This is a genomic window from Streptomyces rubellus (assembly GCF_036323805.1).
Lineage (GTDB): Bacteria > Actinomycetota > Actinomycetes > Streptomycetales > Streptomycetaceae > Streptomyces.
The window spans coordinates 43,501-63,354 of record NZ_JAZDCX010000019.1; the positions used below are offsets into that span (position 1 = coordinate 43,501).

The 19,854-nt window shown below is 75.5% G+C and carries 16 protein-coding genes and 1 tRNA gene; 8 read left to right on the plus strand and 9 right to left on the minus strand.

Translation table 11 applies throughout. From position 1 onward, the window contains the following. Positions 1-993: a TIGR03557 family F420-dependent LLM class oxidoreductase gene (locus V1L54_RS21340; RefSeq protein ID WP_330119684.1), complete on the minus strand. Its 993-nt coding sequence runs from the start codon at positions 991-993 to the stop codon at positions 1-3. A 261-nt stretch (positions 994-1,254) separates the two neighbouring features. Here V1L54_RS21340 and V1L54_RS21345 point away from each other — a divergent pair, with 261 nt between their 5' ends. Then, positions 1,255-2,100 carry a SigB/SigF/SigG family RNA polymerase sigma factor gene (locus V1L54_RS21345; RefSeq protein WP_330119685.1) on the plus strand — a complete coding sequence of 282 codons (846 nt, stop codon included), beginning with the start codon at positions 1,255-1,257 and terminating at the stop codon, positions 2,098-2,100. 483 nt (positions 2,101-2,583) lie between these two features. Here V1L54_RS21345 and V1L54_RS21350 read toward each other — a convergent pair whose 3' ends face one another. Next, positions 2,584-3,714, minus strand: coding sequence for a PAS domain-containing protein (locus V1L54_RS21350; RefSeq protein WP_330119686.1), 1,131 nt, complete (start codon positions 3,712-3,714; stop codon positions 2,584-2,586). Positions 3,715-4,123: 409 nt separating this feature from the next. On the opposite strand from V1L54_RS21350, the gene V1L54_RS21355 reads away from it, so the two are divergent. The 3 genes from V1L54_RS21355 (at position 4,124) to V1L54_RS21365 (ending at position 7,586) form a co-directional block, all read left to right on the plus strand. After that, entirely contained in the window at positions 4,124-4,945 is an 822-nt protein-coding gene (locus tag V1L54_RS21355; protein ID WP_330119687.1) for an ANTAR domain-containing response regulator, read from the plus strand. Positions 4,946-5,019: 74 nt separating this feature from the next. Then, complete coding sequence (locus tag V1L54_RS21360; protein WP_330119688.1) at positions 5,020-6,330, plus strand: aminotransferase class I/II-fold pyridoxal phosphate-dependent enzyme; 1,311 nt, start codon at positions 5,020-5,022, stop codon at positions 6,328-6,330. 71 nt (positions 6,331-6,401) lie between these two features. Continuing rightward, positions 6,402-7,586, plus strand: coding sequence for an MBL fold metallo-hydrolase (locus V1L54_RS21365; protein WP_330119689.1), 1,185 nt, complete (start codon positions 6,402-6,404; stop codon positions 7,584-7,586). 40 nt (positions 7,587-7,626) lie between these two features. Here the strand turns inward: V1L54_RS21365 and V1L54_RS21370 are convergent, their stop codons facing one another. After that, positions 7,627-8,247, minus strand: a complete 621-nt coding sequence (locus V1L54_RS21370; RefSeq protein ID WP_330119741.1) for a DedA family protein — start codon at positions 8,245-8,247, stop codon at positions 7,627-7,629. Further along, positions 8,247-9,029, minus strand: coding sequence for an MBL fold metallo-hydrolase (locus V1L54_RS21375; RefSeq protein WP_330119690.1), 783 nt, complete (start codon positions 9,027-9,029; stop codon positions 8,247-8,249). The genes V1L54_RS21370 and V1L54_RS21375 overlap by 1 nt, the downstream gene beginning before the upstream one ends. A gap of 248 nt (positions 9,030-9,277) precedes the next feature. Between V1L54_RS21375 and V1L54_RS21380 the strand changes: the two genes are divergently transcribed. Together V1L54_RS21380 and V1L54_RS21385 are read left to right on the plus strand one after the other, a co-directional pair. Continuing rightward, positions 9,278-11,368: a phage holin family protein gene (locus tag V1L54_RS21380; RefSeq protein WP_330119691.1), complete on the plus strand. Its 2,091-nt coding sequence runs from the start codon at positions 9,278-9,280 to the stop codon at positions 11,366-11,368. Positions 11,369-11,680: 312 nt separating this feature from the next. Then, positions 11,681-12,136 carry a hypothetical protein gene (locus V1L54_RS21385; RefSeq protein ID WP_330119692.1) on the plus strand — a complete coding sequence of 152 codons (456 nt, stop codon included), beginning with the start codon at positions 11,681-11,683 and terminating at the stop codon, positions 12,134-12,136. Positions 12,137-12,179: 43 nt separating this feature from the next. Here V1L54_RS21385 and V1L54_RS21390 read toward each other — a convergent pair whose 3' ends face one another. Beyond that, positions 12,180-13,022 (minus strand): helix-turn-helix domain-containing protein, encoded by an 843-nt coding sequence (locus V1L54_RS21390; RefSeq protein ID WP_330119693.1) that lies wholly within the window; start codon positions 13,020-13,022, stop codon positions 12,180-12,182. Between the two features lie 49 nt (positions 13,023-13,071). Here V1L54_RS21390 and V1L54_RS21395 point away from each other — a divergent pair, with 49 nt between their 5' ends. Then, complete coding sequence (locus V1L54_RS21395; protein WP_330119694.1) at positions 13,072-13,431, plus strand: 4a-hydroxytetrahydrobiopterin dehydratase; 360 nt, start codon at positions 13,072-13,074, stop codon at positions 13,429-13,431. A gap of 87 nt (positions 13,432-13,518) precedes the next feature. On the opposite strand, the gene V1L54_RS21400 is transcribed toward V1L54_RS21395, so the two are convergent. The 4 genes from V1L54_RS21400 to fdhD all read right to left on the minus strand — a co-directional run bounded on the left by V1L54_RS21400 (position 13,519) and on the right by fdhD (position 18,839). Continuing rightward, the gene (locus V1L54_RS21400; protein ID WP_330119695.1) at positions 13,519-14,736 is read right to left on the minus strand and encodes a S1 family peptidase; all 1,218 of its coding nucleotides are present in this window, start codon (positions 14,734-14,736) and stop codon (positions 13,519-13,521) included. Positions 14,737-15,019: 283 nt separating this feature from the next. Next, entirely contained in the window at positions 15,020-15,847 is an 828-nt protein-coding gene (locus tag V1L54_RS21405) for an aldo/keto reductase (RefSeq protein WP_330119696.1), read from the minus strand. Between the two features lie 128 nt (positions 15,848-15,975). Then, positions 15,976-17,802, minus strand: coding sequence for an AMP-dependent synthetase/ligase (locus tag V1L54_RS21410; RefSeq protein ID WP_330119697.1), 1,827 nt, complete (start codon positions 17,800-17,802; stop codon positions 15,976-15,978). 164 nt (positions 17,803-17,966) lie between these two features. Then, a complete protein-coding gene (gene fdhD, locus V1L54_RS21415; protein WP_330119698.1) occupies positions 17,967-18,839 on the minus strand; it encodes a formate dehydrogenase accessory sulfurtransferase FdhD in 873 nt (290 codons plus the stop codon). A 302-nt stretch (positions 18,840-19,141) separates the two neighbouring features. Here fdhD and V1L54_RS21420 point away from each other — a divergent pair. Continuing rightward, positions 19,142-19,226: transfer RNA gene (locus tag V1L54_RS21420), tRNA-Leu, on the plus strand. Positions 19,227-19,854: the final 628 nt, after the last annotated feature.

The following is a 19,854-nucleotide window of genomic DNA, read 5'->3' on the forward strand; positions in this document are numbered from 1 at the left end:
TCACCCGGTCAGCCGCGGCAGTACCTCGGTTCGGTAGAAGTCGAAGAATCCGCGCAGGTCGGGACCGATCTGGTTGACGTACACCACGTCGAACCCGGCGTCGGCGAACTCCTTCAGGGCCTTCGCGTGCTCCTCCGGGTCGTCGCCGAGCGGCAGTCCGGCCTGTGCCACCCGCTCCCGCGTCACCAGCTGCGACGCCTGCTCGAAGTGGGCGGGGGTGGGCAGGACCTGCCCCAGCTCGCCGGGCAGGAACATGTTCGGCCAGCGGTGGTGGACGGTGCGCAGGGCCTCGTCCCGGTCGGTGCCGTAGCAGACCTTCGTCCCGGCGAAGGCGGGCCTGCCCCCGCCGCCCTCCGGGCCGCCCTCCGGGCCGTCCTCCCGGCCGGCCGCGCGGAAGCGGGCCAGGCCCTCGGCGTCCGGCATCGTCGTGATGAAGCCGTCGGCGATCCGCCCGGCCAGCTCGATCGCGGCCGGGCCGAAGCCGGAGACGTCGATGGGGACCGGCTCCCCGGGCACGTCGTACAGCCGGGCGTTCTCCACCGTGTAGTGCCTGCCCCGGTGACTGACCTCCTCGCCGGTCAGCAGCCGCCGGATGATCCCGACGGCCTCCTCCAGCATCTCCAGCCGCACCGCGGCCCGCGGCCAGGGATCCCCCAGGATGTGCTCGTTCAGCGCCTCGCCGCTGCCCACGCCCAGCCGGAAGCGGCCGTCCAGCAGCAGGGCGCTGGTGGCGGCCGCCTGGGCGACCACCGCCGGATGGGTGCGCACGGTCGGGCAGGTGACCGCGGTCTGCACCGGGAGTGACACCTCCCGGGAGATCGCGCCGATGACGGACCAGACGAACGGGCTGTGGCCCTGGACGCCGGTCCAGGGGTGGTAGTGGTCGGAGATCCACAGGGCGTCGAATCCGGCCTCCTCGGCCATCCGGGCCTGCTCGGCCAGCGCCTTCGGTCCGTGGTCCTCACTGGCCAGAAAGTAGCCGTACCGGGTCATCGAGGGGGTCCTTCCGCCGCCGGGCACCGCGGGGACCGGGTAACCGGGTGCCGGTATGAAAAACATCGTTTGAAGGGGTGGGGTCCGGGCATCCGAACCCTCGTGCTTCGGACCGCAGGCACATCCGCGGGAGCGGCCTGATCGGCGCGATCAGCGCGTTTCTCCGCCCCGGGGCCCACGCCTCGGCCCGGGCTGTGCGTGTTCCCGGCCTGTTCCCGCGGTATCCCCCACCGCCACGTCCACAGTTCGGGAGAACCGCACATGACCCCCGTACGAGCACGAGCCAAGCACGCGCGGCACCCACACGACGACGCCCCTGACACCACCGCCGAGTTCCGGCGCATCGCCGAACTCCCCGACGGCCCCGAACGCGACGAGCTCCGGCAGCGGGTCGTGCGGGCCTGGATGCCCATGGCCGAGCGGCTGGCCCGGCACTTCCGCAACCGCGGCGAGTCCCTGGAGGACCTGGAGCAGGTGGCCGCCCTCGGCCTGGTGAAGGCGGTCACCCGGTACGATCCCGCGCGCGGCAGCGCGTTCGAGAGCTTCGCCGTGCCGACCATCGTCGGCGAGATCAAGCGGCACTTCCGCGACCACATGTGGGGTCTGCACGTGCCGCGCCGGGTGCAGGAGCTGCGCAACCGCGTGCGCGCCTCCTCCCGGCAGCTCAGCCACTCGCTCGACGGCCGCACCCCCGGCGTCAAGGAGATAGCGGAACACAGCGGGCTGACGGAGGAGGAGGTCCGCATCGGCTCCGAGGCCCTGGAGAGCTACAGCACCCTGTCCCTGGACGCCGAACTGCCCGGCGCCGACGACGGCTACGCGCTGGTCGACACCCTCGGCAGCGCCGAACCCGGCTTCGACCTCGTCGTCTACCGCGAGTCCCTCAAGCCCCGGCTGCGCAACCTGCCCGAGCGCGAGCGCCGGATCCTCTACCTGCGGTTCTTCTGCGACATGACGCAGAGCAGGATCGCCGAGCAGCTCGGCATCTCCCAGATGCACGTCTCCCGGCTGATCAGCCGCACCTGCCACCGGCTCCAGGCGGAGGTCGAGGCCGATCAGGAGCAGCGGGAGCAGGAGCGGGTCTACGCCGGCTCGCAGGCCGCGTAGCCCGAAGGGCCCGCCCGCGTACCGCACGGGCGGCGCGGTACGCGGCGCGCGCCGGTGGGGGCCGGCCGCGCCGGCGGGAGAAGGTTCGCGGGGTGGGGCCGCCCGGACGGGCGGCCCCACCCCGCACCCGTTCCCGTGACGCACCGCCGGGCGGTACGCACCGCCGTGCGCCCGCGCCCGTACACGGGCAGCGGGGTCCGTACGGTCCGTGCCCTCCCCGGACACCGCGACCCGGCGCGGTGCCGCACACGGGCGGAGCACCCGGGGGCGGCGTCCGTCCCGGAGCGGTTCGCGCGGCAGGGGCACGGCTGCCGGTGGACGTGCCGCCGGGCCTATCCGGGCGTGGCGGGACCCCGCGTGCCCGGCCCGGTGGGCGGATGAGCCGTTCCGGTGACGCCGGACGGGGACCGAGGTGACCGGACACCCGGACGCGGGCCGCCCGGGGACCGGGCTCCGCCGGACAGGTGCCGCCCGGCCCGCGGTTCACAGGCCGCGCAGCGCCAGGGCGACATGCCGGGCGATCCGGTCCACGGCGGCGGCCTCCGCCAGCTCGAACGCCCGGTGCCCGCCGGTGCGCAGCAGCGTCAGCACCCCGAGCGCCGGGCCGCCCGCGCCGTCGGACAGCGGCACGCACAGCAGGGAACCGGCCCGGGCCCCGGCCAGTACGGGCGCTCCGGCGGCGTCCCGGCCCAGGACCCCGGGGTCGTCGAGGTGCGGTCGCAGGGTGCCGCCGTGCCGCAGCGTGTCCACCACCAGCGGGCACGAGGCCGGGTCCTGCCCGGCGACCGCGTCCCGTGCCCGCCCGGCCGGGGCGAGCACGGCCGCCCGCCGCAGCCCGCCGCCGGGCACCGCGACATCGACCACCACCCAGTCCGCGAACCGCCCGTAGAGCACCTCGGCCGCCCGCTGCGGCACCTCCTTGGGGGAGTCCGACAGGATCAGCGCCGCCGCCGACTCGTCCAGCAGATCCATCAGCTCGGCGCCGCGGGTGGCCTCGGCCAGATCCGGATGCGGTACGGCGGGCACCGCCGGTACGGCCGCCGCCGCGGCCGGCTGGAAGACGGCGAGCACGACCGCGCGCGGTTCGCGCGGCGGGCGCAGCGCGGTCAGGGTGGCCCGCAGCTCACCGCCGTCCGGCCGTCCCGGGTCCGGCGGGCGCAGCGGACGGACCAGCACACTGCGGTCGCCCTCGCCGCGGGCGACGGCCGCCACCTGGGAGCGGAGGACCGCCCGGGAGCCGTGGGCCAGCCAGCCGGTCAGCGCCCGCCCGGTGGCGTACCCGGCGCGTACTCCGAACAGCAGGGTCGCGGCGGCGTTGAACCGCCGTACCACCCCGTCCCGGTCCAGCAGGACCACCGCGACCGGCAGCCGCTGGAACAGCGCGCGCAGCAACTGGTGCTCGTGGTGCTCCTCCCGGCCGCCCCGGTGCCGCTCGGCGGCGGCGAGCTCCTCGTAACGGGGCCACAGCGCCTCGGCCACGTGCCGGAGTTCGAGGAGTGCGGTGTCCAGGACGGGCAGCGGGTCGGCGCCCGGCAGCGCGCGGGCCGACCGCAGCTCCTCCACCCGCCGGCGGAAGTCCGCCAGCTCGGCTCCAAACTCCTCCACCTGCGCCATCAGTCTCCTAGCGAGGGGACCGCCGGCTTCAGCCGGCGGTGGGGACGCCCCCGGGTGTTCTCCCCCGGGCGGGGCCCGGGGGATCGCCTTCCCGGTCCGTGGTGCTCTCCGCCCGTCCCGGAGGGGGTCGGTTCGGTCCGGACAGCGGCCTTCGGATCGGAAGCCCGTTCCTCCGGGCGGAGGAGCGGGGGCCATGGACAACAACGTAACCCGCGGACGGCCGCCGGTCCCGTCGGCCGTGGGGAAAACGCCGCCGGCCGCTGCCCGCCACCCGGGCGGCGGGCAGCGGCCGGCGGCGTTTTCCCAGCCGGTGGCCGGGGCAGCCGCTCCTCAGGGCCGTACGGGCCGGGCGGCACCGATCGGGCCGGGCGGCCCCGGGTCCGAGCCACGGAAAGGACCGAGCACCGCCATGCCGGACGAATGCGAAGCGATCTTCCTGGGGCCCGCCCCGGCCCGGCCCGAACCGGTCCTCGACGCGGCTTTGTCCGCCCAGAGTCCTGCCCGGAGCCTCGCCCGGCTGGCCGAGCGGGTCGTCCGGCACACTCCCGGCTGCTGCGGTGCCGCCGCGACCGCCCACAGCGGCGAGGAGGCGGACGAGGCGCCCACCGCGGTCACCCACCCGGACCTGTCCGCGCTGCTGGCCGTCCAGTGGGAGACCGGGGAGGGCCCCGTCCTCCAGGCCCTGCGCACGGGGCACCCGGCCGGCGCAGACGACCTGCTGCTGGAGGAGCGCTGGCCGTGCTACCGGGCCCGGGCCCTGGACATGGGACTGCGTTCCAGCGCCACCCTGCCCTACCGCCGCGACGGGCTCACGCTCGCCGTCACCGTCTTCGGCTTCCGGCCCCGGCCCCTGGCGGACACCGTCGACTGCCCGGCGGCGCTGCTGGGCGAGCTGGCCGCCACCGGACTGGCCCGGGACCTGCGGTTCCGCGAGGCGCTGGCGGAGGTGGAGCAGCTGGAGGGCGCGCTGCGCAGCAGGCCCGTCGTCGACCAGGCGTGCGGCATCGTGATGTACGTGCTCGGCTGCGACGCCGAGGAGGCGTTCGCCCTGCTGCGCAGGATCTCCCAGCACACCAACCGCAAGCTCGCCGAGCTGGCCGGGGCCCTGGTCCGCACCCGGGGGCACGGGATAGAGCGTGAACTCCGGCGGTTCCGGCCGGGAATCCGGGAGCCCGGGGAGTCCCGGGAATCCCGAGACCCCCGGAAACCCCGGGAACCCGGCGAGGGCTGAGGGGACGCGGAAACCCCGGGGCGGGGGAGCACGCGGGACAGGTCACGGCCACCAGGACAGCGGCGGAGGTACGGATGCGGCAGACCCGACCGGACACCCACACCCACCGGCACCCCCACCGCACCCGCCGTCCGGACGGCCCGCCGGACGTGGCGGGGGCGGCGGGCGCGACGGACCCCGTGTCCGGGGCCGCCTGCGGCTACTGGCGGCGGCGCGGGCTGCCCACCGCGCCCGACCAGGTCGTCGCCGCGCCCACCGCCGCCCTGCTGCTCCTGGCGCTGCTAGCCGCCTGCGAGGGCGGGGACGGAACCGGCTGCGGGGTGGTGCTGCCCCGGCCCGGCCCCGAGTGGCACGCCGCACAGGCCCGGCTGCTGGGCCGCCCCCTGCACCGCGTCCCGGTGTCGGCCGAGTGCGGCGGGGTGCCCGACTCCTTCGCGCTGCTGGAGACCGTGAGCCGGGCCCGCGCCGCCGGCGGGAGCCCGCGGCTGCTGCTGCTGTCCGTGGCCGACGACGTCACCGGGACCGCCGCCCCGCCCGAACTGCTGCACGAGGCGTGCGAGGCGGCCGCCCAGGAGGGGCTGCTGGTCGTCGGCGACGAGAGCCTGCGGAACGCCTTCCACGACCCGCACGGCACGGTCCCGGTCAGCCCCGCCGAGATCCTCCACGGCACCGGCACCGGCACCGGCACCGGGCCGGACGGAGGCACGGACGGCGGCGGTGTCCGCCCGGGCCCGGCCGCCGAGTCCACCGTGGTGCTCGTCGACCTCGGCGCCGACCCGGACCCCGGGCCGTGCCCCGGCAGCCGGGCGGGTGTCGCCCGCCTCCCGGCCACCGCGGCCGGCCGGGAGCTGGCCGAACGGACCCGCACCGTCCTGGCCGCCCTGGGCGCCGCCCTGTCCGGCCCGGCGGCCGCGGCCGCCGCCGGGATCCTGGCCGAACCGGAGCCGCTGCGCGAACACCGCGCCGCCGCCAACCGCGCGCACGGCACGCTCGCCGCCGCTCTCCACCGCACCCTCACCAGGGCGGGCGCGGTCTGCCGTCCCCCGCAGGCCGGGCGGCACCTGTACCCCGACTTCGAGGCGCTCCGCCCCGGCCTGGCCGCCCGCGGCGTCACCGACGCACTCCGGCTGGAGGCGGAGCTGGTGCGGCGGCTGGGCCCGTACGCCCTGGGCGGCCACCGTTTCGGGGACGATCCGCACGCCCTGCGGGTGCGGCTGTCAACCGATGTGCTCACCCGCGGCGTCTCCCCTGCCGTCACCGCTTCCGCCGCTCCCACCGCCGCCCGGTCCTCCTCCGCCTCGGCCCGGGGCCCCGCGGAACAGCCCGGTCCCGCGGGGGCGCTGGCCCGGGTGGCGGCGGCCCTGGCCGGGCTGGCCACCGGGTGACCGGCCGGCCGCGCACCTCCGTGAAGACCCCGCACACCGGATCCCGCACACCGCACAGTTGGGAGTCCCGCATGACGGAACAGACCGAGCAGACCGCCTCCCTCGGCACTCGCGACACCCCCGACGCCCCCGACACCCCCGGCACCCGCAGGGCCCGCGGTGCCTGCGGCGTCCTCAGAGCTGCTCCCGGCGCCCCCGGCGCCTCCGCCGTCCGCACGGCTCCCGACGTCGCGGCTTCCGCCACCCCGTCGGCCGCCCCGGCCACGTCCCCGGCGCCGTCCTCCGTGCTCCGCCCGGTGGGCGAGCGCCGCACCTGGCCGCGCTCCTTCGCCGACCGGCTCACCGAACCGCTGCCCGGGCTGCGCTCCGTGGCGCGGGTGGCCCGCGAGGGCAGTACGCGTCCCGACCCGGAGTCGCTGCGCGAGGTGTCCGCCCTGCCCTACGAGCCCGCCCCCCTGCCGCGTGTCGACGCCGGCACCGTCGCCGTCACCTGGGCCGGACACGCCAGCTGGGTGGTGCGCATAGGCGGCCTGACGGTGCTGACCGACCCCGTCTGGTCCCGGAAGATCCTCGGCACCCCCGCCCGGGTGACCCCCGTCGGCGTCTCCTGGGACGACCTGCCGCCCGTGGACGCCGTGGTGATCTCGCACAACCACTACGACCACCTCGACTGGCCCACCCTGAAGCGGCTGCCGCGCGACACCCCGCTGTTCGTGCCCGCCGGGCTGGGCGCCTGGTGCAGGCGCCGCCGCTTCACCCGCGTCACCGAACTGGACTGGTGGGAGGCCGCCGAGCTGCCCTCGCCGGGCGGCGGCACCGTCCGCTTCGACTTCGTCCCCGCCCACCACTGGTCCCGGCGCACCCTGACCGACACCTGCCGCTCCCTGTGGGGCGGCTGGGTGCTCACCGACCGCCGCGGACAGCGCGTGTACTTCGCCGGCGACACCGGATACGGCCACTGGTTCGCCGAGATCGGCCGCCGCCACCCCGGCATCGACCTCGCCCTGCTGCCGATCGGCGCCTACGCGCCGCGCTGGATGCTCCGCCCCGTGCACACCGACCCCGAGGAGGCCGTCGCCGCCTGCCGGGACCTGGGCGCCAGGCGCATGGCCCCCATGCACTGGGCCACCTTCCTGCTCTCCGCCGAACCGCCGCTGGAGCCGCTGGCCCGGGTACGGGCGGCCTGGGCGGCGGCCGGCCTGCCGGCCGAGGACCTGTGGGACCTGCCGGTGGGGGCCTCCGCGGTGCTGGAGTGAACACCGCACGGGGCCGGCTCCCGGGCCGCGGGAGCCGGCCTCAGGCGGGCCGCAGCCGCTGCCACACCGAGGGCACCGCGCCGACCAGCAGCGTCAGCGCGACGGCCGCGGCCACGCCCTGCCACGGCTCGGGGAACAGCGCCCCGCCCAGCACCCCGATCAGCTGGTAGGTCACCGCCCACGCCAGGGCCGCCGGGGCGGCACCGCGCATGAAACGGCCCATCGGCATCCTCGACACCAGACAGGCCACCATCACCGGGATCCGCCCCGCGGGCACCAGCCGGGAGAGCACCAGCACCGTCACACCGTGCTCGTCCAGCTTCCGGCGGGCGGCCACCAGCCGGTCCGGCGCGGCCCGGGAACGCAGCCACCCCAGCCAGCGGGCGCCGATCTCCGACCGCTCCCCGCGCAGGCCCAGCCAGTACAGCGTCAGATCGCCGAGGAACGCCGCCAGCGAGGCCAGCGCGAACACCAGCAGCAGCGGCAGCGCCGGCGGACTGCTGTGAAAGGCCACCGCCGCCGCCCCGCTGACCACCGCCCCCGTCGGCACCACCGGCACCAGCGAACCGAACACCACCAGCAGGAACAGCGAGGGGTAGCCCGCCTCCCCGGGCACCACCTGGGCCGGGAGCTCCCGCACCGCGGCGAGCAGCCCCTCGATCACCCCACCGCCCCCAGCCCCAGCCGTATGCTCTCGCCGTGTCCCAGCCGGTGCACCGCCGAGGCGGGCGCCGTCCGGGCCGCCAGCCGCGCGAACTCGTCGCCGGGGGAGTGGAACTCGTGCGGCCGCACCGCGTCCAGCCCGATCGGCCAGTACGTGCCGTAGTGCACCGGCACCGCGCAGGCCGCCGACAGCCGGGCCAGCGCCTCCGCCGCCCGGCCCGCGTCCAGATGCCCCTCGCCCAGGTACGGGCCCCAGCCGCCGACCGGCAGCAGCGCCACGTCGACCGCGCCGACCTCCTCCGCCATGGCGTCGAACAGGCCCGTGTCCCCGGCGAAGTACGTCCGGGCCTCACCCTCGATCACATAGCCCAGCGCGGGTGCCCGGTGCCGCGCCACCGGCAGCCGGCGTCCGTCGTGCGCCGCGGGCACCGCGCGGACGGTCAGCTCCCCGACGCGCACCCGGTCGCCGACCCCGACCTCCTCGACCCGCAGCCTGCCGCGCAGCCGCCGCAGCCCGGCCACCGCGGCGAGCGCGCCGCGCGGCACCAGCACCCGGGTGCCGGGGGCCAGCCGCGCCAGAGAGCGCGGATGCAGATGGTCGGCGTGCAGATGCGAGACCACCACCGCGTCCACCTCGGCCACCGAGTCGGGCGGCAGCTCCCCGCGCCGTCTGCGCAGATGGGCCAGCCGCCGCGCGAACAGCGGATCGGTCAGCAGGGTGACCCCGGAGTCCCGGACCGTCGCCGTGGCATGGCCCCACCAGGTGATCTCCACCGACATCCCGCTCCTCCTTCCGTCGCCCGTCCGCCCCGCACCGATCCTCTCATTCTCCCCGTGTCCGGCACCGGTCCGCGGGGCGCCCCGGAGCGGTGCCGGACGGGTGCTCCGCTGTGGAAGAGTGGAACGTACCGCGCTGAGCAGCGGGATCCCCAGGGGGACCGCCGGGCCGGCACCCGGAGTCCGGCCCGGACGGGGAAGGCCGGGAAAGGACGGGGAGCACAGGCGGCAGGACGGAGAGGCGGGACGGCATGCGGATGGCGGCCTGGCGCAGGGCGGGCGGCGCGGTGCTGCGCGTCCTGGTGGTGTGGGCGGTGAGCACTCTCACCATGCTGGTGCTGGCCGGCGTGCTGCCCGACTTCCGGCTCCAGTCCCCCGACGGCGACACCGCCACCCGCATCGCGGTCACCGCCGCGCTGGGGGCCGGCGCCTTCGGCCTGCTCGGCGCCCTGGTGTGGCCCCTGCTGGTACGGGCGTTGCTGCTGGTGCCCGCCCTGGTACTGGGCCTGCTGGTGTTCTTCCTCAACGGGTCGCTGCTGTGGCTCGCCCTCGGCCTCATCCCCGAGGGCCGCGGCGAGACCGATCCGCAGACCGCCGTGGTGGTCGCCGCGGTGATGTCCGCCTCCTCCTCGGCGGCCAGCACCTTCCTGGCCGTCCGCGACGACGGCGCCTACCGGCGGCGGCTGGCCCGGCTCGCCGACCGCCGCTGGCGCCGCACCGGACGCCGGGTGGTGCCCACCGCCCCCGGCACCGTCTTCCTCCAGCTCGACGGTCTCGGCCACGACGTGCTGCGCGACGCGATCCGGCCCCCCGCGGACCGCCCGGACGGCGAACCGCTGATGCCCGCCGTCGCCGCCATGTGCCGCGACACCCACCGCCTCACCCAGTGGCACACCGACTGGTCCAGCCAGACCGGTGCCAGCCAGCTCGCCATCCTGCACGGCACCAACGAGGACGTCCCCGCCTTCCGCTGGTACGAGAAGGAGACCGGCGAGGTCATGGTCAGCAACCGCCCCAGCAGCGCCGCCGAGCTCCAGCGCCGCGCCGTCGCCCGCACCGGCGACCCCGGACTCCTCGCCCGCGACGGCGCCAGCCGCGGCAACCTCTTCAGCGGCGGCGCCGCCCAGGCCGCCCTGGTGCTGTCCGTCTCCGCCCGGCGCGGCCGGCACAACCGCTCCCGGGCCGGCTACTTCGCCTACTTCTCCGACCCGGCCAACGCCACCCGCACCGCAGTCTCCTTCACCGCCGAGGTCGTCCGGGAGATCCTCCAGGGCCTCCGGTCCCGGCTGCGCGGCGAGCGGCCCCGGGTCTCCCGCGGCGGGCTCTACCCCTTCATCCGGGCCTTCGCCACCGTCGTCGAGCGGGACGTGGTGGTCGCCGCCGTCCTCGGCGACATCCTCAGCGGCCGCACCGCCGTCTACGCCGACCTGGTCGCCTACGACGAGGTGGCCCACCACTCCGGCCCCCGCGGCCGGGACACCCACCAGGTGCTGCGGCAACTGGACCGGGCCGTGGCGCTGATCGCCCAGGCCGCCGAGCGGGCCCCCCGCCCCTACCGCCTGGTACTGCTCTCCGACCACGGGCAGAGCCCCGGCGAGCCCTTCGCCGCGCGCTACGGGCTCACCCTGGAGGACCTGGTGCGCGTCGGATGCGGGCTGCCCGTCTCCCGGCGGGCCCGCCGCTCGGCCACCGGCGCAGAGGCCCGCACCACCGCCCGCGCCGCCCTGCACCGCCCCGAGGACGGACCCGGCGCCGAACCCCACCACGTCACCGGCCCCGGACCGGTGGTGCTCGGCTCGGGCAACCTGGGCCTGATCTCCTTCCCCGGCATCCCCGGACGGGCCGCCCGCGAGGAGATCGACCGCCGCCACCCCGCCCTGCTGCGCACCCTCGCCGACCACCCCGGCATCGGCTTCCTGCTCCTCCACAGCGAGACCCACGGCCCGGTGGTGCTCGGCCCGGACGGCGGGGAGCGCCGGCTGGACACCGGGGAGATCACCGGAAAGGACCCCCTGGCGCCCTACGGCCCCCTGGCCGCCGACGCCGTGCGGCGCACCGCCGGATTCCCGCACGCCGCCGACATCATGGTCAACTCGGCCCTGGACCCGGCCACCGGAGCCGTCCACGCCTTCGAGGAGCAGATCGGCTCCCACGGCGGCCTCGGCGGCGAGCAGTCCCGGGCGTTCCTGCTCTCCCCGCTGCTGCTGTCCCCGCCGGACGAGGGCGGTGAACTGGTCGGCGCCGAGCAGGTCCACCGGGTGCTGCGCCGCTGGCTGCGCGAGGCGGAGACGGCCCCGGCCGTGACCGCCCCCTTCTTCCCGGACCGCGTGCCGCTGCGCTGAGCCGCGCCGCCGTCCGGCCGCCCGGTCGAGGGAGAGGGCAGCCGGGCGGCAACGGAAAGAAAAGTGTGCCAAGCGGCCCCGAACAGCCAGACGGAAAGCGACCCGACGGCGAACGGCCGACGGCGGCCCGCCGTTCCTCCCGGTCGATTACCCCGGCGGTAATCGACCGGAGGACCAGGCCCCGGCAGGCTGGGGGAACCGGGGTCCGGCCGGCGCACTCCGGCCGGAAACCGGCTTCCGACCAGCGTTTCCCACCGGTGCGCCCGCGCCGGTGCGCCCATCACCGGGAAGGCCGACACCACCATGTCCGCGATGTCCTCACCGTCCTCCGGCGCCCTCGACGCCGCCCGTCCCGCCGTCCGCCCCGGGGTCGCCGGTCCGTTGCGCAGGCTGCGCGGGCTGCTCGCCCTGGACGCGGCCGCCACCGGTGTCAACGCGCTGGCCTACCTCGCCCTGGCCGGTCCCCTCGGCAGACTGCTCGGGGTGGGCACGGGGCTGCTCGCGGGACTCGGCGCCTTCCTGCTGCTGTACGGCGCGGCGGTCGGCCTGCTGGCGAGCCGTCCCGTGCCGCCCGCCCTCGGGGTGCGCGCGGTGGTCGAGGCGAACGCGCTCTGGGCGCTGGCCAGTGGCGCCGTCCTGGCCCTCGGCCTGCTGGAGCCGACGGCCGCCGGGCTGGTGTGGATTCCCCTCCAGGCGGTGGTGGTGGCCGTGCTCGCGGTGGCCCAGCACCTGGCGCTGCGCGCGGTGCTGCGGTCCGGCGGACGGTGACCCGGCCCCTGGTCACGGCGGTCCCGCCGGGACCGCCGGTCCGTCACGGGGCGCCCGCCGGCCCGTCCCGCTGCCCGTCCTCCTGCCGGGGGACGAGGACGGGCAGCAGGGTGGCCGTGTCCGCGTCGGCCGGGACGAAGGTCTCGATGGCCAGCTCGGAGACCGTCACGTCCATCGGGGTGTTGAAGGTGGTGGTCGTGGAGAAGAACGACAGCGTCCGCCCCTGGTGCTCGATCACCATGGGCAGCGCGAAGGGGCCGTCGAGCCCGCGCCGCTCGGTGCTGCCCTCCGGCAGCGGATAGACGGAGACCTCCTCGTACAGCTCGCGCAGCGGCGCCGACCGCAGCAGCGCGAGCTGTCGCCGCATCTGCTCCAGCAGGTGCTCGCGCCACTCGCGGAAGTTGCGGATGCGCGGGGCCAGGCCCTCGGGGTGGAGGGTGACGCGCATGGCGTTCAGCGGGGGCCGCAGCAGATGCCCGGCCACGCCCTCCAGCACGAGGGTGATGCCGCGGTTGGCGGCCAGCACCTCCCAGCGGCCGTTGACCACCAGGGCGGGGTAGGGCTCGTAGGCCGTCACCATCCGCTCCAGACTGCCGCGCAGGGCGGCCAGCGCGGCGTCGTCGACGGGGGTCTCCGGGTAGTGCGGCGCGTGGCCCGCGGCCGTCAGCAGCGCGTTGCGCTCCCGGACGGGGACGGCCAGTTGCCCGGCCAGCCGCAGCACCATCTCCCGGCTTGGCCGGGAGCGCCCGGTCTCGACGAAGCTGATGTGCCGGGCCGAGGAGCCGGCGCGCAGGGCCAGCTCCAGCTGGCTGAGTCCGGCGCGTTCCCGCCAGTGGCGCAGCAGGGGGCCCACTCCGGTGGACGTGTCGGCTGTCGCGGAACCCATGCGGCGACCCTAGGCTGGTGCGGGTCGTCCACGGAAGGGGATCGTCGCCATGTCGCCCAGACCGCTGACCCCGGAGGAGATCGACGGTGCGCTGGCGGAGCTGCCGGGCTGGCGGCTGGCCGGGGACCGGCTGGAGCGCACCTACTCCTTCGCCCGGCACCTCCAGGCCGCGGTGATGGTCGTCCATGTGGCGCGGCTCCAGGACGAGCTGGACCACCACGCGGACCTGCTGCTCGGCTACAACACGCTGGGGGTGTCGGTGAACACGCACAGCGTGGGCGGGAAGGTCACCGGGCTGGACGTGCGGCTGGCCCGCCGGATCGAGGAGATCGCCCCGGCGCACGGGGCGGAGGCAGGGGTCCCGGCGCACGGGGCGGAGGCAGGGGTCCCGGCGCACGGGACGGAATGAGGCGGCCCCGGCGCGCGGGGGCGGTGAGGCACCGCCCCCGCGCGCCGGGGCGGGGGAGGGGGCCCGCGCGGCCCGGAGGCGTGCGGGTCAGCCGGTGACGAGGGTCAGGCCGTACTCCTCCAGGATCGGGTTGACCGGCTGGAAGTAGGTGGTGCCGCCGATGCTGCAGTTGCCCGAGCCGCCGGAGGTCACGCCCTGCGCCTGGTCGCCGGAGACGTAGGGGCCGCCGGAGTCGCCGGGCTCGGCGCACACGGTGGTCCTGGTCAGGCCGGTCACGTCGCCCTGCCCGTACTGGACGGTGACGTCGTACTGCTCGACGGTGCCGCAGTGCCAGCCGGTGGTGGAGCCGGAGCGGCAGACGGTCGAGCCGACGGGCGCCTCCTCGGAGCCTGTGACGGTCACGTCGCCGTTCTCGCCCTTGACGAAGGGGGTGGCGGTCCAGTTGCTGTTGGTGGCGACCCAGCCGTAGTCGTTGCCGGGGAAGGACGAGCCCTCGAAGCTGCCCTGGTCGGCCCGGTCGTGACCGGCGGTGGGGTCGCCGGGGACGCCGCAGTGGCCGGCGGTGACGAAGCCCTGCCGGTCGCCGTCGGTGACCGGGAAGCCGACCGAGCAGCGGCTGCTCTGGTTGATGTAGTAGGCGTCGCCGCCGCGCAGGTCGGCGTACGGGCGCGGCTGCTCCGCGGAGCGCACGACCTTCACCAGGTCGCTGTCGACGCCGCCGGCCTCGACGAGGGAGCGCGCCTTCGCGGGGTCGGCGGCGTGGACGACGACGCTGTTGCTGCGGACGTCGACGTACCACAGCGGCGCGGTCGTGGGGGAGAGCTGCCGCGCGGCCCGGTCCAGGTCCTTCTTGGCGGCCTCCAGTTCGGCCATGCTGTGTTCGACGATCTTCGCCTTCGCGCCGGCGGCGGTGACGGCGTCGGCCTCGGCGCGGTCGGTGGTGGCGACGACCAGGGTGGCGTCGGCGCCGCTGACCCAGGCTCCGGCCCAGTCGGCGGCGAGGTCCTTGCGGATGGCGGGGACGGTCTTGGCGGCGCGGTACTCGCCCGCGACGCGTTCTCTCGCCTCGCCGGCGGTCAGGCCCAGGTCGCGCCGCATGGCTCGCAGTGCTTCGGCGGGAAGCGCCTCGGCCGCCCGCTCGGCCTCGGTGTCGAGGGTGTCGGCACGGGTCTCGGTACGGCTGTCGGCGGCGGTTCCGGCGGGGGTCTCGGCCGTGACCGCCCCGGCTATGGAGGGCAGGACCGTCAGTGCCAGGGCGCCGACCGCGAGGGCCGATACGGCTGTCACACCACGGGAGTGGCGCATGTGTGCTCCTCGGGAGTGTCGTGGGGGGATGCGCGCCGGCGCGGTGGTCGCCGCCGGTGCGCGTAACTGGAAGTTATCCGCCGCCGATCGCGATGGAACCGTGCGGCGGACCCCTTCACCGAAGAGCCACGTCCTTTGGAGGAACGTCACAGCGGGCGGCCTTTTTCCGGTTCTCGGCGTCCGGATTCCGGGTGCCCGAGCAGCCGTACGCCGCCCCGCGGAGACGGGGCGGCGTACGGTGCGGCGGTGGCGCCGTCGGCGCCGTCGGGGCGTGCCGGGCCGCTCAGTTCATGGTGTCCGGGTCGGCGCCGAGCCGGTTGCCGCTGTCCAGTCCGGCCAACTGCCGCATGTCGTCCTCGTCCAGGGTGAAGTCGAAGACGTCGATGTTCTCGTCGATCCGGGAGGGGGTGACGGACTTGGGGATCACCAGGTGCTCCATCTGGAGGTGCCAGCGCAGCACCACCTGGGCGGGGGTGCGGCCGTGCTTGCGGGCGAGCGTGCCGATCACAGGGTCGTCCAGCAGCCCCTTGCCCTGGCCGAGCGGCGACCACGCCTCGGTGGCGATGCCGTGCTCGGCGTGGAAGGCGCGCGCCTCGGCCTGCTGGAACCGGGGGTGGAGCTCGATCTGGTTGACGGCCGGGACGATCTCGGTCTCCTCCATCAGCCGCCGCAGGTGGGTGGGCTTGAAGTTGGAGACCCCGATGGCCTTGGCCCGGCCGTCGGCGTACAGCTTCTCGAAGGCCTTCCAGGTCTCGACGTACCTGTCCAGCGCCGGTGCCGGCCAGTGGATGAGGTAGAGGTCCACGTAGTCCAGGCCCAGCCGCTCCAGGGAGGCGTCGAAGGTGCGCAGGGTGGAGTCGTAGCCCTGCTGGTGGTTCCAGATCTTGGTGGTGACGAAGACGTCCTCGCGGGGCAGGCCGGACTCGGTGATCGCCTTCCCGGTGCCCCGCTCGTTGTGGTAGGCGGCGGCGGTGTCGATGCTGCGGTAGCCCGCGGCGAGCGCGTGCCCGACGACGGAGGTGGCCTCCTCGTCCGCCACCTGCCACACGCCGAGGCCGAGCTGCGGCATCCGGACACCGTTGTTGAGGATGATGTTGGGGACGTTGCTCACGGGCGATCGGTCCTTACTGGGTCGGTTGGCGACACATGTACCCGGCCGCTCAACGATCATGGCCGAAGCGGTATTCCGGTGCGGCCCCCCGGGGCCGTTCCGGGCCGGCCCTGAGCCGTTCCGGCCGGTCAGCCCCGGTAGAGTGCCTCGATCTCGACCGCGTACGCCTTCTCGACGGCCTTGCGCCGCACCTTCAGGGAAGGGGTCAGCAGCCCCTCCTCCTCGGTGAAGGACGAGCCCAGGATCCGGAAGGTGCGGATCGCCTCGGCCTGGGAGACCAGGGTGTTGGCGGCCACCACCGACCGTCTGACCTCCGCCTCCAGATCGGGGTCGCGGACCAGCTCGGCGGGGCTCGGCAGCGGTCTGTCCCGCATGGCCAGCCAGTGCCGCACGGCCTCGTGGTCGAGGGTGACCAGCGCGGCGACGTACGGCCGGTCGTTGCCGACGACGACGCAGTGCGCCACCAGCGGATGCGCCCGCACCCGGTCCTCCAGGACCGTCGGCGACACGCTCTTGCCGCTGGAGGTCACCAGGATCTCCTTCTTCCGCCCGGTGATCGTCAGACAGCCGTCCTCGTCCAGGGAGCCGAGATCGCCGGTGGCCAGCCAGCCGTCGCGCAGGACCTCCGCGGTGGCCCGGGGGTCGTTCAGATAGCCGGCGAAGACCTGGCCGCCGCGCAGCCACACCTCGCCGTCGTCCGCGATGTGCACCGTGGTGCCCGGCAGGGGGAGGCCGACGGTGCCGAAGCGGGTCCGCTCGGGCGGGTTGACGACGGCCGCGGCGGTGGTCTCGGTCAGCCCGTACCCCTCCAGGATCCGGACGCCGGCGCCGTCGTAGAACAGCCCCAGCCGCCGCTCCATCGCCGAGCCGCCGGACACCGCGTACCGGCAGCGGCCGCCGAGCGCGGCGCGCAGCCGGGCGTAGACGGCCCGGTCGAAGAACTGGTGCCGCATCCGCAGGACCGTACTCGGGCCGGGGCCGGTGCCGAACGCCCTGTGCTCCGTCGCCTCGGCGTAGCGGACCGCGACGTCCACGGCCTTGTCGAAGGCACCCAGCCTGCCCTCGGACTCGGCCCGGCGCCGGGCGGCCTGGAAGATCCGCTCGAAGACGTAGGGCACCGCCAGGACGAAGGTCGGGCGGAAGGAGGCCAGGTCGGGCAGGAGCGCGGCGGCGGTCAGGTCGGGCTGGTGGCCGAGCCGTACCCCGGCGCGGACCGCCCCGACCTCGATCATCCGGCCGAAGACATGGGCCAGGGGGAGGAAGAGCAGGGTGGAGGCCTGGGCGCCGGGCCCGGTGGGGAAGACGGCCTCGTAGCGCTCGATGATGTTGTCGCACTCGGCCATGAAGTTGCCGTGGGTGAGCACGCAGCCCTTGGGGCGTCCGGTGGTGCCGGAGGTGTAGATGACGGTGGCCGGGGTGTCGGGGGTGACCGCGGACCGGTGCCGGTGCACCGTCTCGGAGGGTATGTGCGCCCCGGCGGCGGACAGTTCCCGCTCGGCGCCGGCGTCGAGCTGCCACAGCCGGCGCAGCCGCGGCAGCCGGTCGACGACCGAGCCGACGGTCATCGCGTGGTCCTCGTGCTCGACGACGGCGGCCGACACCTCGGCGTCGTGCAGTATCCAGTGGACCTGCTCGGCCGAGGAGGTGGGGTAGACCGGCACCGGCTGGGCGCCGAGGGACCACAGGGCGAAGTCGAACAGGGTCCACTCGTAGCGGGTGCGGGACATGATCGCGACCCGGTCGCCGAACCGCACCCCCTCGGCGAGCAGTCCCTTAGCCAGGGCCAGCACCTGGTCGCGGAACTCGCCCGCGGTCACGTCGCGCCAGCGGCCCGAGGCGTCCTTGCGGGCCAGCATCACCTGGTACGGGTCCCGTTCGGCGCGCTCGTGGACGGCGTCGGCCAGTCCTCCGGTCCGGGGGGCCGTCGCCAGAGCGGGGACGGTGATCTCGCGCAATTGCCGCTCCTTGCCGTGCCGTGCCGCGGCGGGGGTGTCACAGCGGGGCGACCGTATCCGATCGGCGGCGTGCCCGGAAGGGCAGTGATGACTGCCCGCGGGGCCGGAGGCGGTCACGCCGAGGCATCCGCGGTACCCGTACGGTCACCGCGGGTGCCCGGCGGCTAGCGGGAATCCCCGTGCGGGACCGGCTCGGCGCGCTCCAGCGCGACGCGGTGCCCGCCGGCGTAGACGTTCATCGAGGTGCCCCGCAGGAAGCCCACCAGGGTGAGCCCGGTCTCGGCGGCCAGGTCCACGGCCAGGGAGGACGGCGCCGATACGGCGGCCAGCACCGGCACGCCCGCCATCACGGCCTTCTGCGCCAGCTCGAACGACGCCCGTCCCGACACCAGCAGCACCGTTCCCGACAGGGGGAGCCGGCCCTGGGTCAGGGCGCGGCCGACCAGCTTGTCGACGGCGTTGTGGCGGCCGACGTCCTCGCACAGGTCCAGCAGCTCTCCGGTGGGGGAGAACAGCCCGGCCGCGTGCAGGCCCCCGGTCCGGTCGAACACCCGCTGGGCGGCGCGGAGCCGGTCGGGCAGCCCGGCCAGCACGCCGGGCGCGACGCGCAGCGCGCCGTCGCCGAGCGGCCAGCGGGCCGTGGTGCGGACCGCGTCCAGGCTGGCCTTGCCGCACAGGCCGCACGAGGAGGTGGTGTAGACGTTCCGCTCCAGGGTGATGTCGGGCACCGGGACACCGGGGGCGAGGCGGACGTCGACGACGTTGTAGCTGTTGCGGGTGGTGCCGTCGGCCTGCTCGGTGGCCCCGGCGCAGTAGACGATGGTGGCCAGCTCATCGGGGCGGGCCAGTACGCCCTCGCTGACCAGGAAGCCCGCCGCCAGCGCGAAGTCGTCGCCGGGGGTGCGCATCGTGACGGCCAGCGGCCGGCCGTTCAGCCGGATCTCCAGCGGCTCCTCGGCCACCAGGGTGTCGGCGCGCTCGCTCACCGCGCCGTCGCGGAGGCGGACGACGCGGCGGCGCTCGGTGACTCGGCCCATCAGATCCGTCCTGCCTCGCTCGGTGCTTCCGGTGCGTACGCCCCCGGGCCGCGGTTCCCGCGCCGCGGCCCGTCCATTGTGCGTTCCCGCTGCGCGTACGGGTACGCCCGGCCCGGCACCACCGGTGCGGCCCCGCGCACGGGATGCCTCCGCGGCCGTACGGCCCCGGCCCCGGCTTCGGTACCCGCCCCGGTATCCGTCCGGCACCCCGCCGGACCACGGCTTATGCGGGTGAGAGGCACTCCGGGGACTTGGTATGGTGGACCCCGTCGCCGCGGCCCCCGGGTCGCGGTCGCGCACCGGTCCGGGTGGCGGAATGGCAGACGCGCTAGCTTGAGGTGCTAGTGCCCTTTATCGGGCGTGGGGGTTCAAGTCCCCCCTCGGACACAGACCATTCACCAACGGAGTGCGGGTCGGGAGCGATCTCGACCCGCACTGTGCGTTGTCCGGGCTCGTAGGACATGCGCAGCCCGAGCTTGCGGTACAGGCGGTTCTTCTGCCGCTCGTCGGCGCCGCGGAGCGCCTCCGCGACATCCCGTACCGCGTCGACGGCCTGGGCGATCCGTTCGCGTGAGAGCGCGGCCCGTCGGCCCGGCGGGCCTCGGTCTCGGCGATCCAGTGGGCGACGGTCTCGGAGGCGGCGGCTCCGGAGTCGACCAGGCTCCGGTACCGGGCGAGCTTCTGCTCGCAGTCCCGGACGACGGCCGCCGCTTCGGTGGAGGTGTCGGGCCTCTCGGCGTGGAGGGTGCGGGCCTGGTGCATCCGGTCGGTGGCGAGTTGTCCGGATTCACGGCCCGCCCGTACCGGGCAGGCCGAACAAGGCCGGCGGCTCGGGGCGCGAGTGACTGACGGAAGTCTCCTGGATGGCGTCCAGGAGGCCCGGCGGGAAACCGCTGTCGCTGTGTGCTCAAACGTGTCTGTTGCCACATCGTCATCGGTCTCAGCGGGGTGCTTTGTGGCGTGGTGACCGTTTGATTCTCCTGGTTGTGCGGCTGCGGGACCTCTACGTTGTGTC